The organism is Psychromonas sp. CNPT3 (assembly GCF_000153405.2).
Lineage (GTDB): Bacteria > Pseudomonadota > Gammaproteobacteria > Enterobacterales > Psychromonadaceae > Psychromonas.
Genome location: NC_020802.1, coordinates 2,977,809 through 2,989,518 on the forward strand (window position 1 = coordinate 2,977,809; position 11,710 = coordinate 2,989,518).

At 37.7% G+C, this 11,710-nt stretch carries 12 protein-coding genes; 7 read left to right on the forward strand and 5 right to left on the reverse strand.

What is annotated here, in order from left to right; translation table 11 throughout:
• Positions 1-279: 279 nt before the first annotated feature.
• From PCNPT3_RS13085 to PCNPT3_RS13100, 4 genes are all read left to right on the forward strand, one after another.
• Positions 280-693, forward strand: a complete 414-nt coding sequence (locus PCNPT3_RS13085; protein ID WP_015466326.1) for a YjfI family protein — start codon at positions 280-282, stop codon at positions 691-693.
• Positions 694-705: 12 nt separating this feature from the next.
• Positions 706-1,389: a PspA/IM30 family protein gene (locus PCNPT3_RS13090; protein WP_015466327.1), complete on the forward strand. Its 684-nt coding sequence runs from the start codon at positions 706-708 to the stop codon at positions 1,387-1,389.
• Between the two features lie 65 nt (positions 1,390-1,454).
• Positions 1,455-2,102: a hypothetical protein gene (locus PCNPT3_RS13095; RefSeq protein WP_015466328.1), complete on the forward strand. Its 648-nt coding sequence runs from the start codon at positions 1,455-1,457 to the stop codon at positions 2,100-2,102.
• Positions 2,068-2,445, forward strand: a complete 378-nt coding sequence (locus PCNPT3_RS13100; RefSeq protein WP_051043816.1) for a hypothetical protein — start codon at positions 2,068-2,070, stop codon at positions 2,443-2,445. Before PCNPT3_RS13095 ends, PCNPT3_RS13100 begins: the two co-directional genes overlap by 35 nt.
• A 46-nt stretch (positions 2,446-2,491) precedes the next feature.
• Here PCNPT3_RS13100 and PCNPT3_RS13105 read toward each other — a convergent pair whose 3' ends face one another.
• Positions 2,492-3,682: a methyl-accepting chemotaxis protein gene (locus tag PCNPT3_RS13105; protein WP_015466330.1), complete on the reverse strand. Its 1,191-nt coding sequence runs from the start codon at positions 3,680-3,682 to the stop codon at positions 2,492-2,494.
• Between the two features lie 169 nt (positions 3,683-3,851).
• Entirely contained in the window at positions 3,852-5,354 is a 1,503-nt protein-coding gene (locus tag PCNPT3_RS13110) for a CYTH domain-containing protein (protein WP_015466331.1), read from the reverse strand.
• A 220-nt stretch (positions 5,355-5,574) separates the two neighbouring features.
• Here PCNPT3_RS13110 and PCNPT3_RS13115 point away from each other — a divergent pair, with 220 nt between their 5' ends.
• From PCNPT3_RS13115 to PCNPT3_RS13125, 3 genes are all read left to right on the forward strand, one after another.
• Complete coding sequence (locus PCNPT3_RS13115; RefSeq protein ID WP_015466332.1) at positions 5,575-6,255, forward strand: TIGR00153 family protein; 681 nt, start codon at positions 5,575-5,577, stop codon at positions 6,253-6,255.
• Positions 6,256-6,276: 21 nt separating this feature from the next.
• Positions 6,277-7,542, forward strand: coding sequence for an inorganic phosphate transporter (locus PCNPT3_RS13120; protein ID WP_015466333.1), 1,266 nt, complete (start codon positions 6,277-6,279; stop codon positions 7,540-7,542).
• A gap of 106 nt (positions 7,543-7,648) precedes the next feature.
• Entirely contained in the window at positions 7,649-8,266 is a 618-nt protein-coding gene (locus PCNPT3_RS13125; protein WP_015466334.1) for a TIGR04211 family SH3 domain-containing protein, read from the forward strand.
• Positions 8,267-8,462: 196 nt separating this feature from the next.
• Here PCNPT3_RS13125 and PCNPT3_RS13130 read toward each other — a convergent pair whose 3' ends face one another.
• The 3 genes from PCNPT3_RS13130 to PCNPT3_RS13140 all read right to left on the reverse strand — a co-directional run bounded on the left by PCNPT3_RS13130 (position 8,463) and on the right by PCNPT3_RS13140 (position 11,659).
• The gene (locus tag PCNPT3_RS13130) at positions 8,463-8,834 is read right to left on the reverse strand and encodes a hypothetical protein (RefSeq protein ID WP_015466335.1); all 372 of its coding nucleotides are present in this window, start codon (positions 8,832-8,834) and stop codon (positions 8,463-8,465) included.
• 555 nt (positions 8,835-9,389) lie between these two features.
• Positions 9,390-10,079: a general secretion pathway protein GspB gene (locus tag PCNPT3_RS13630; protein WP_015466336.1), complete on the reverse strand. Its 690-nt coding sequence runs from the start codon at positions 10,077-10,079 to the stop codon at positions 9,390-9,392.
• Entirely contained in the window at positions 10,079-11,659 is a 1,581-nt protein-coding gene (locus PCNPT3_RS13140; RefSeq protein ID WP_015466337.1) for an AAA family ATPase, read from the reverse strand. The genes PCNPT3_RS13630 and PCNPT3_RS13140 overlap by 1 nt, the downstream gene beginning before the upstream one ends.
• Between the last annotated feature and the right edge of the window lie 51 nt (positions 11,660-11,710).

The following is an 11,710-nucleotide window of genomic DNA, read 5'->3' on the forward strand; positions in this document are numbered from 1 at the left end:
ATGATCAGTAATAAGTTAATTTTATAATTGAAAAAAGCAGAGGGGGCCTCATATTAATAAAGCGATTCAGCATAAGAAATAACCCTTCACAAATACAGCGCCTGATAAAGCATCTTGAGGTAACATGGGTATATAATATAAAGCGTAATAATTACCATGAATACATAAGTGTATAAACAAAGCGCTTAAATAGACGACAAAGCACTTGACATATAATGCCAAGGATACTAAATTAAACAGCGTAAAGACATTTAATGTCAAACGCTATTAAGGAGTGTTATGAATATTCATAAAATTGCCATTCATCTAAATCAATTAGAAGATAAAACAGAAACTGGTTTTAATTTTGATTGTACGCCTATTGATGGTGAGATTGATGTATTACAAGTCGATGTGATTGGCCGTGAAGAGATCCCTATTTTTCTTTCTATCAGTGATAATCAAATATTGTGTATTGCTTATCTCTGGGGAGAAGAAGAGATAAAAACTGATTTAAAAGCAAATATGATGGAAGCCATGCTTGAAATGAATATCCCTATGCCCCTTTCTTCTTTTGCTAAAGTGGGTAATAAATATGTCGTTTTTGGCGCATTATCTATCCATTCCAGCCTAGAAGATATTGAATTAGAAATCGTCACTTTAAGTGATAATAGCTTAGAAGTCATAAGCGCCATGGACAGTTACTTAAATTAATTCGGAGATCTTATGAGTATATTTAAAAAAATTATGAGCGCAGTTAGAGGTGGAGCACGCGAAGCTGGAGAAGCTATTGTAGATGCTAATTCAACGCGTATTTTTGAACAAGAGATCCGTGATAGTGAAAAACACATCACTATTGCGAAGCGCAACCTCACTGAAGTGATGGCGAAACAAATGCAAACCGCGCGTGAACTTGCACAGTTACAAAACAGTATAAAAGAGCATGAAGGTTATGCGATACAAGCTTTAGATCAAGGCAATGAAGCCTTAGCTATCGAAGTGGCAGAAAAAATTGGTGAACTCGAAACGAGCCATAGCGAGCAGCAACAAGCAAATGAAAGCTATTTGAAAAATGCACAGCGTTTAAAAGACTTAATCAAAAAAAGTGAACGCCAATTAATGGACTATAAACGTCAATTAAGCATGATCAAAACCACAGAAAGCGTTCAAAAAGCGACCTCTGCTATCACTGACAATTTTACGGCGAGTAACTCTAAGTTACTAAATGCTAAAGATTCTTTAGAAAGAATTAAAGCCAAGCAAGCACTATTTGATGATAAATTAAAAGCGGCTGAACAACTTGAGTCAGAAGATACAGATCAATCACTCAAAAACAAGCTAAAAGAAGCCGGTATTGGCGCAAAAGCCTCCTCTGCACAATCTATTTTAGATCGTTTAAAGAGCAAATAAAATCGCCTTTTCAATCGCACACTAGGTCTGATCTTAGTGTGTGATTTTCTATTTTAGGAGCCCCTATGAATTTTTTCACCTCTCTCTTCAACAAAAAAAAAACACCTGAAACACGTCAACTAACACGCCCTAATGATCTACAACTAAATGATATATTTACTTTTAGTGATAGTTTTTCGCTACCAGAAGTCATGCGCAAACAACAACTACAAGTTATCAATATCAACAGTATTGAATTTAAACACCAACATTATTCACAAATAGTCGCACAAGGCAGTTCAGCGCAACTTATCTATCTTAGCTTTCCTAATAATGCACAACATTTAATGCAACTCAGTTTATTACTAACACGCGCTGATGTTGAGGCGTTGTTTGACATGCAAGATTTTTCAGAAATATTTGAAGCGCCCGGTAATGCACACTTAACCTCTTTACTCAAACAACATAGCTATGCAGACATGCTCAGTGACACCTATATCCAGCAAGAATTTATGACCACGGGTTATTATCATCAACAAGATTTTCGTAATAGCCCTCCTCCTCAGTTTACAGAAGATGAGCACGGACGCGAATTCGAATATTACACATTAACCGGAGGCGAAGAGAAACGGAGTATTGAGATCTTTATTTTTGAAAATGGCGATACCGATATATACTTATCTTATTTACGTCCGATCAATGAAATTGCGGAGTTATGGGCAAAAGGAGAATAACGTGCCAACGAGAGAATTGCCTAAAAAATGGCAACAATCGGTGAAAGTGGTCAATGCGGTGCAAATCGCCTTTGATATGGATACACGATTACAATACAGCATACGACGGAGCGCATTAGATAAAGGCATTAGCCCTTCGGAGCAGATCCGTTTTTTATTGGGCCTAAGTACGCATAAAAAGCCTAAACGCCCTCGTTTAACGGTCAGTCTTAATAATGAAGATTACCAACAGCTCAGTAAGCGCTATGATATTCCGGCGGAAGAGCAACTAGAAATAAAAAAATCAGTGATAGAAGAACTCACTAATTTTGCAAAAGACAGTAGCTTACACACACCTGATTAAACAAAAAGCACCTTATAAAGGTGCTTTTTATTAGAATACAAAAAATTTAGCGTTGCATTGCAACCTTGATCTGCTCTGCAAAAACCATCATTTCTTGGGTCATCTCAGTCACCTCTTTTAAAATAACAACAGAGCCTTCAACCACCTCTTTGACTTGATCTAAATTTTCATTAATATCAGCAACTACTGTATTTTGCTCTTGAGCTGCCGACGCTATATGATAATTCATATCTGAAATTTCATGTACTTTTGCAACAATACCCGCTAATTTTGTACCCGCTTGAGTCACTTGCTCCACACTGGTATCCGCCTCATGTACACTTTTTCCCATTAAGCCGACAGCTTGTTGAGCGCTATTTTGTAATTGCTCAATCATACCTTGAATTTCAATAGTTGCATCTTGGGTACGTTTAGCTAAATTACGCACTTCATCAGCAACGACCGCAAAGCCTCGACCTGCTTCGCCCGCACGAGCAGCTTCAATGGCAGCATTTAATGCAAGTAAATTTGTTTGATCTGAAATACTACGGATCGTATCAACCACACTGCCAATACCTTCCACTTTTAATTCAACATCATTGACCGCCTGTGCAGAAGCGCCAATATTTTGCGATAATGAATTAATCGTTTTGATCGTCGCATCCACAAACTGACTGCCTTGCTGAGCGACGTCAGTAGCCTCTGTCGTTGCAGAAGATGCCCCCTGCGCATTATGTGAGACTTCTTGTACACTTGAAGTCATTTGCGTCATAGCAGTAGCGAGTAACTCTACTTGTGCGAACTCTTCTTCCATGGAATCGTTAATGATCTCCATACACGTTGTCAGTTGACCCGTTGTTTCTACTAACTTCGTTGCATTTGTAACTTGCGTTTTAAAAGTGTTATCCACTTGCACCACTTGCAAACAAATAAAGCGTCCGAGGTTACCAATTTCTTCTGTTGGTAATGTTTGCTCATAAGCACTCAAACTATCCGTAGCCATCGCCTCAATAAGACCACGCTCGACACTTAACAATTGTTTTTTCACAATATTAAAAATCCAAGAAACACCCAGAAAAAAACACCCGATAAAAAGAACGTCTATTATTAATTCATTTATATTCTGTGCAAAAAAATTCAAGGCTACGTTTTTAGATGTCCACAAAAAAAATGCAAAACCAAAAAGTACCATTATTTTTTGATTAATGGAAAAGTTTCCAATAAGACTTTCTATTCGATTTAATTTAATTTTCTGCATTTCACATCCTTATTTGCATGACACCCAAACACGTCGCTGTGTTTAAACCTGACCCTAGATTATACTTAGATAATAACTACTTATATACTTTAATCTCTTTATAAACATATGTTTAACAAAATATAGTGATCTGAGGCGCCCTTTGACTTCCGCTTGTGTTTTTACCTGATCACAGTACCCAATAGGCTTCTTTCAATAACGCTTGTTGCTGGGATTGCTGCAATGCATTTAATAATGCATCTTGTTTACGTTGCAACCATTTCATATATTCGCTTTGCATCTCCTTATTTAGCTCATATTCGCTATAATCGGAAACCACTTCAAGCATTTCAAGTGCATCAATACCTTGTTTAATATCTAACCAAAGTTCTCGATAATTATTGCGATCTTCACCGTTAAATAAACAACCAAAACTTAAATCTGTTAATAATGCACTTTCAAATAAACCTTTATTATCCATGAAATGCGCCATGGGCAAGTCTTGATCATGTGCCATTTTAACATGAATTTCATTCCAAATAGTCGTCAAAGATTGGCTTGAGAATTGTAATAGAGTGGCATCATTTTCTGACGAAATTTGTTGTTTTTCAAACTGTAGCAACCACTGCGTTAACTTTAAAATAAACTGTGCATAACGACTCGATGTTAAAATGCGCACACATTTTTCTGGATCAGGAAAAAGACTATTTTGCACCTGAATATGCTTAACTAAAAGCTTTGATTTTGGTAATTTACGAAGATAAATGGCTTTGTTCTCTAACAGGTTTGCATTCACTTTATGCGACTCTGTCCATGAGAATGAGCGTGCTAACCAATGCAAATCATCAATCCAATTGGCTTTTAATAAATGAGGGAAAGCAGGTTGGTATAGTTTAATATTTTGATGTAAAAATTTAATGCCACTTAAAACTTCCACGAGTGCTTTACTGTCAGTGTTGCCCATATAGCAATGTTCATGATATTGAATATGTGCTAAACCGTGTTGTAAAATACTCAGTAAACTTGTTTTTAATGACATTTCAGGCTGAAGTGGCGTAAAACTTAACGCGCAAGATTCAAAAACAAGATCATCTGCCAGCATATAACCACGTTGTGCTTTACTGACGTTACTCAGCCGCGTTTGGGGTAAGGTCGCAATGCTTTGCGCAACAACAAATAATTGCTCTACATTGCCTTTTATTAATTCTAACTCTATCTCACACAGCGCCATACTAGCGGTGTTTGTACTGATAGAGCCTTTATCATAGGCCACTTCGATTAAGGTATTATCACTCATTTCAAGTAACCAAGTGCGACGCTCAAAATCCGTACTAAACAAAGGGATAAGACGCGCTTCAAGTGCACTAACATCACAGCCTTCAGGCCAAATATTATCTCTGAAAGCACTTAATACAGGATGAGTGCCTGTAAGAGGCTCATTATACTCTGGTCGCTGATGTACACCTCCCATCGCTTTACCGGATAATTTAATCGTTTGTTCGATGCTATCAGCGCTACGCCGTACTCGTAATCCCATGTGCATCTTCCGCAGACTTAAATCCGGCGTATCGAAGTAAACATTATTTAAAATTTTACTATTTGTTGAAATAAAATTGTACTGATTGATGGTTTCAACCAATTCTTGTTCAAATTCCGTACTAAAAAGGAACTTTATTTCTATTTCCATTTCCATAATATTTACCAAAAAACCCTTTATTTACATTAAGTTAAAAAAATTACCGCGAAGAACAATGTGTCTAATGCCATAATAATTTATCAATTATACTAAATTCATGTTCAATTGTGTGCAAAAGAAAGATAACATGCGCTCAATATGTATTGATAAATTTTACTATTTTAAATAATAAAATGGATCATTTATACGGTTATATAACCAAATAATAGGATCGACCATGCCAGTTAATTCAATCTTTGGAGTTTTTGCAAAATCTCCAATTAAACCGATTCAATTGCACATTGATAAAGTAGCGGCTTGTAGCGCTTTATTGATCCCATTTTTACACGCAAGTGCAAAAGCGGATTGGATTGAAGCCGAAAAAATTCGCAAGCAGATTTCAACGCTTGAAAAAGAAGCGGATGATTTAAAACGAGAATTACGCATGACCTTACCTAAAGGTCTCTTTATGCCTATTTCACGTATTGATTTAATCGAACTTGTAAATCGTCAAGATCGCATTGCGAATACGGTTAAAGATATTGCAGGTAGAATGTACGGCCGTGAATTACAGATCCCCGCTGAACTGTGTGAGCATTTTATTCCTTATGTGCAACGTTGTATTGATTCTGTTAATCAAGCAAAAAAAGCAATAAATGAATTAGATGAATTATTAGAAACTGGCTTTAAAGGGCGCGAAGTTCGCATTGTCACAGAGATGATCGCAGAGCTTGCATCCATCGAAGATGATACGGATTCTTTGCAGATCCAACTGCGCCGTCAATTATACTCAATTGAAAAACAACACGATCCTATTGATATTATCTTTCTTTACCAAATTTTAGAATGGGTAGGACAACTCGCGGATCACGCGGAACTAATCGGAACACAGCTTGAACTTATTTTAGTTCGATCTTAGCTTTATTCAATAGGATTTATTATGGATATTATTTCTACATACGGTAGCACGATGGTAATTTTTGCCGCCGCCGTAGGTTTTTTGATGGCTTGGGGTATTGGTGCAAATGACGTTGCAAATGCAATGGGCACCTCTGTAGGCTCAAAAGCCCTCACTATTAAACAAGCAATCATTATAGCAATGATTTTTGAATTTGCTGGCGCTTACTTGGCCGGCGGAGAAGTAACTGCAACTATTCGCAAAGGCATTATTGATGCTAGCTATTATGTCAACCAACCCGAGTTACTCGTATATGGTATGACAGCAGCCTTACTGGCAGCTGGCACATGGCTAATAGTGGCTTCGTATTATGGCTGGCCAGTTTCTACCACACACTCGATTGTCGGCGCTATTGTCGGATTTTCCGCTGTGGGTGTTGGTGTTGACAGTGTATCTTGGGGTGCTGTGGGTGGCATCATTGGTAGTTGGGTCATTACACCTTTAATTTCAGGCGTGATCGCTTTTCTCATTTTTGTAAGCTCACAAAAACTTATTTTTAATACCCCTGACCCGATTGCTAGCGCGAAACGTTATGTGCCTATCTACATGTTTATGGCAGGCTTTATGTTGTCTTTAGTGACTATCATCAAAGGTCTTAAACATGTTGGTTTACATTTTTCGCTTTCAGAAGCCTTTATGCTGGCTGCTATCGTAGGCTTAGTGGTTGCTATTGTTGGTAAATTCTTTATTAACCGCGTTAAAATTGATCCACTCGCAGATAAAGAAATGCATTATGCTAATGTCGAAAAAATCTTTGCTGTGTTAATGGTTATAACCGCGTGCTCTATGGCCTTTGCACATGGATCTAACGATGTTGCTAATGCTATTGGGCCTCTTGCAGCCGTCGTCAGTATCGTTAGTCAAAATGGCGAGATCACCAAACAAGCTCCTCTGGCTTGGTGGATATTGCCTTTAGGTGGTGTTGGTATTGTATTGGGTTTAGCTATTTTTGGAAAACGCGTTATGGCAACGATTGGTAGTGGTATTACCCATTTAACGCCTAGTCGTGGCTTTGCAGCGGAACTTGCTGCCGCCTCTACCGTCGTGATTGCGTCTGGTACTGGTTTACCTATTTCTACAACGCAAACATTAGTAGGCGCTGTTTTAGGGGTCGGTATGGCACGCGGTATTGCGGCACTAAATTTAAACGTGATCCGTAATATTGTGATATCTTGGGTCGTCACCTTACCCATTGGGGCGGGTCTATCTATTATATTCTTCTATATACTGAAAGCGGTATTTGGCTAAAAGATTGATCTATCTATAAAAAAAAGAGTTTACGCTCTTTTTTTTATATACCTATTTAGAAATTACTTTTAGAATAGCGCTTCGTTTATACTGTTTAACAGGAAATATGTTTTTGAAAACAATTAAATACCTTCTTGTCGCAATTACACTAACCTTTTCATTTAGTCTATCTGCAGCAACTCGTTATGTCAGCGATAATATCTTTATCTACTTACACTCCGGTCCTGGCTTAGACTATCGAATTACGGGTACTGTTAAAGTGGGTACACCACTGAAAACATTAAAATACGATAGCAACAGCAAATTTATGAAAATAAAACTGCCGAATGGTAGAGAGGGTTGGGTAAAAAATAATGAACTACAAACTACCCCTCCCGCTAAAACACGGCTTCCAGCCGTTAAAAAAGAGTTGCTAGCGGCGCAAAATAAATTAAGTGCAACCATTGAAAATAATAAAAATAATTTAGCAGTCAAAGCGCAGTCTAATAACGATCTCGATGAACTTATTCTTAGCTTGCGTAACGATAAAAGCGCACTTGAAAAGACAATTTTAGATTTACAGGCTAAAAATTTAGAACTAGATCTTCTGCAAGATACAAAAGAAGATCGCGTTCAAATGGAATGGATGCTTAATGGCGGTGGGGTATTGCTCTTTGGCCTAATAGTCGGCTTATTGCTACCCTTCTTACCACGTCGCAAAAAACGTAAAAGTGGTGGCTGGTAAATAATAACACTCCGCAATCTACTTGCTGATACGTTACAAAGCCTGCAATCTACTAAATATTGCAGGTTTTCTACCTTGAAGAGACTCAATACTGGCTAAATAACGCCTTGTAAAGGGTGAGCAATGCATAGTAAAAATGCCACGCATTGCGGATCCCTCTTGAAAAAATTATCAGGTGTTTTTTTACAACCAACTTCTAACTGAGCGATTTAACGCACGCTTTGTAGACAACATATTGGAACTCTTTAACCGTTACCTTGCTTTTCAGCCTAGGCTCAAATTCAACGTCATCAAAATAAACCATCGGGTCGACAACATCTTCGTCTTTAAGCTCAACGTTAAGAGCCTCTTGTACATCAACCACTACATTTATGATATCTAATACATCAACAGAAAAGCTTTGATCATAAAATGTTTTATCAATAGCGACTTCATCTACACTAACATCAACAGTTTTAGCCAAAGCATCTAATACTTTAATTTTTACACTTTCACAGTTATCAGCCATAACGACGTTTGAGTAAGTCATTGATAATGCCAAACAAAAGACAAGTTTGAGATATTTCATTATTTCCTCTTTAATACCTAACAATACTAAAAAAACCTACTTATTTATAAGTTACAAACCATTCCAACTCAACAATGGTTGCAAACTAAAACGTTGAGCGCTATCCCTAAAGATACTTAGTGACGAAGCTGTATTGCTATTTAAATCAACGCTACAAACCCTTCCAATCCACTAAGGATTGCAAACTAAAACTTTGATTATTAACCCTAAAGATACTGATATGCTGAAGGTGTATCGCTCTTTAAATCAACGCTACAAACCCTTCCAATCCACTAAGGATTGCAAACTAAAACTTTGATTATTAACCCTAAAGATACTGATATGCTGAAGGTGTATCGCTCTTTAAATAAACGCTACAAACCCTTCCAATCCACTAAGGATTGCAAACTAAAACTTTGATTATTAACCCTAAAGATACTGATATGCTGAAGGTGTATCGCTCTTTAAATAAACGCTACAAACCCTTCCAATCCACTAAGGATTGCAAACTAAAACTCTGGTTATTAACCCTAAAGATACTGATATGCGGAAGGTGTATTGCTCTTTAAATAAACGCTAAAAACCCTTCCAATCCACCAAGGATTGCAAACTAAAACTTTGGTTATTAACCCTAAATATACTGAGCTGGGGTTGTATCTCTAACAGTTGCAACTTACCCGTACTGTCAAACATACCTTCTTTTAAACGCTTACCATTTATTTTAATAAAACGTTCACTGGCTAACGAGGAATACATATGCGCATCATAATGAATAACGGGTACTAAGCGCTGAAAATCACGGGGCATATCACTCAAATCTGAGCTGCTAACACCACTCTCAAACACTTCTTCCTGTATATCTACATTATCACTCGGATCTAATAATGCAGCTTTAAAGCGTGACGTCAACCCTACAGAGACACCTTTATAATCAATTTCTTTCGTGTCTTTTGGTGAATGTAGTGGCACTACTTTCGAATTCAAAATAACAGGTGCCACATCAATGCTGGCGGCCAGGGGTAAAGGTTGAGTTACAAAATGTACAATAGAGACGGCTTTAAACGTTTTCTCTTCTAATGGGATGGGCTCTGCGACTGTTAACGGAAGGTGTTTTTGATGCAACGCATCGTACAAAGCAACACTCAAAAGGACAACAAAAGTGACTAATCCCCATAAGATCCAACTTTTCCCTTTGAACGTATTATGGCTAAGTGGGATGCTTACTCTACCCTGTTTTTTTTGCTGAGCTTTTAAAATAGTCGACATTACAGCACCTCCTGTAATTTTGGAGACTGTGGATTAAGCGCTTGCATTAATAGCATTAAAGTACGCGAGCCCACGATCCCATCTTGGCTTAACTGCTGCGTTTCCTGAAATTGTTGCACTTTTGATGCGAGCGCCGGATCAAAATAATCATCATTACCGAGATCTACCGCCTGCAATGTCGATAGCGTTTGTTTTAACCAGCGCACATTCTCCCCTTGCTGAGATAATTTAAGCACTCCTTTCTCCTTGAAAGGTCTTTTCCACAATAACGTTAAGTCGCCGTCCCAATAATACTGCAACCATGCTTCCGATACGCTGATCAGTTGCGAGCCTAAAAGTAACTGGTAGTCTTCTTTGATTTTATATAACACAACATAAACGCTTTGATCTGCATTATTTAATTTCAAAATTGCGGGGTAATTTAAGCGCGCTAATTCACTCATATTACTGCGCCTAGAAAAACACACCAAACTCACCCGTTCGCCTTGTGTGCAATCAATACCCTCTAATGGCACTTCGTATCCCCAAATGGCATACAGGGTGCTTAGTGCGACTGCATAGTTCCCTTTATTCAAGTCAAGCGTTTGATGATCTGAAAACCAATGAAAGTTATTACTTATTGAAGCCTTATTGGGTACTGTTTCTGACATTGAAAAATGCTGATAAAATTGTGTTGCATTATTTTTAATCTTCGCCAAATTAAAGACAACCAAAACGCCTAATATAACGAATAATAACGCTCTCCCATACTGACTAAATAACGTTTTACTCGCAGTAAACTGCATTTCAGAAGCTGCTTTTTTTACCAGGCTTGTATTGATAGACTCTTTATTTTGCGAATAAGCACTCAATAAACAGCGCTCACATAATAAATTAATCAATCTTGGGACGCCTTGGGTGTATCTATAAATTTGCTGTAATGCCATGCTTTCAAAAATCGGCATATGTGCACCGGCAACGTGCAAACGGAACTCAATGTAATTGGCGCATTGTGCAGCGCAAAGCGGTAATAAATGATAACGCGCGGTGATACGCTGTGCTAATTGCCTAAACTCAACGGACTTTAATTTTTGCTGAAGCTCTGTTTGGCCGACCAATATAACTTGTAATGGCTTGTTATTATTCGATTCTATATTCGTTAATAAACGCAGTTGCTCCAATACTGCAAAGGAAAGGTGCTGCGCTTCATCAATCAAAATAATAGCGCGTCGTCCTTGCGCTAAATTATTCATCATCCAATGTCGTATTGCATCAAAGAGTAATTTTAAACTGTTTTTATCTACATCATAATCAATGTTAAATTCATCGCACACGCTCGCTAACAGCTCTATTTCATTTAAGGCTGGGTTAACAATACAAGCAATATCGATATGATCAGGTAAAGCCTCTAATAAAGCCCGGCATACAATGGTTTTTCCCGTGCCGACTTCGCCGGTTAATAGGACAAACCCCCCATTTCCTTGTAAACCATAATTAAGATGTGCCAACGCTTCTTTATGGCGTTCACTTAAAAATAGAAAATCTGGATCGGGTGCGATACAAAAAGGCAATTCCTTTAGCGCAAAAAAATGTTGATACATTAAAAACCCTAAAACGTGTGACGAATGAATATTTCTCTTATAATAACTAAA

Excerpts from the sequence above, each read along its gene's own strand:
- PCNPT3_RS13085 (WP_015466326.1), top strand. The coding sequence starts at position 280 with ATGAATATTCATAAAATTGCCATTCATCTAAATCAATTAGAAGATAAA.
- PCNPT3_RS13090 (WP_015466327.1), top strand. The coding sequence starts at position 706 with ATGAGTATATTTAAAAAAATTATGAGCGCAGTTAGAGGTGGAGCACGC.
- PCNPT3_RS13095 (WP_015466328.1), top strand. The coding sequence starts at position 1,455 with ATGAATTTTTTCACCTCTCTCTTCAACAAAAAAAAAACACCTGAAACA.
- PCNPT3_RS13100 (WP_051043816.1), top strand. The coding sequence starts at position 2,068 with ATGAAATTGCGGAGTTATGGGCAAAAGGAGAATAACGTGCCAACGAGA.
- PCNPT3_RS13105 (WP_015466330.1), bottom strand. The coding sequence starts at position 3,682 with ATGCAGAAAATTAAATTAAATCGAATAGAAAGTCTTATTGGAAACTTT.
- PCNPT3_RS13110 (WP_015466331.1), bottom strand. The coding sequence starts at position 5,354 with ATGGAAATGGAAATAGAAATAAAGTTCCTTTTTAGTACGGAATTTGAA.
- PCNPT3_RS13115 (WP_015466332.1), top strand. The coding sequence starts at position 5,575 with ATGCCAGTTAATTCAATCTTTGGAGTTTTTGCAAAATCTCCAATTAAA.
- PCNPT3_RS13120 (WP_015466333.1), top strand. The coding sequence starts at position 6,277 with ATGGATATTATTTCTACATACGGTAGCACGATGGTAATTTTTGCCGCC.
- PCNPT3_RS13125 (WP_015466334.1), top strand. The coding sequence starts at position 7,649 with ATGTTTTTGAAAACAATTAAATACCTTCTTGTCGCAATTACACTAACC.
- PCNPT3_RS13130 (WP_015466335.1), bottom strand. The coding sequence starts at position 8,834 with ATGAAATATCTCAAACTTGTCTTTTGTTTGGCATTATCAATGACTTAC.
- PCNPT3_RS13630 (WP_015466336.1), bottom strand. The coding sequence starts at position 10,079 with ATGTCGACTATTTTAAAAGCTCAGCAAAAAAAACAGGGTAGAGTAAGC.
- PCNPT3_RS13140 (WP_015466337.1), bottom strand. The coding sequence starts at position 11,659 with ATGTATCAACATTTTTTTGCGCTAAAGGAATTGCCTTTTTGTATCGCA.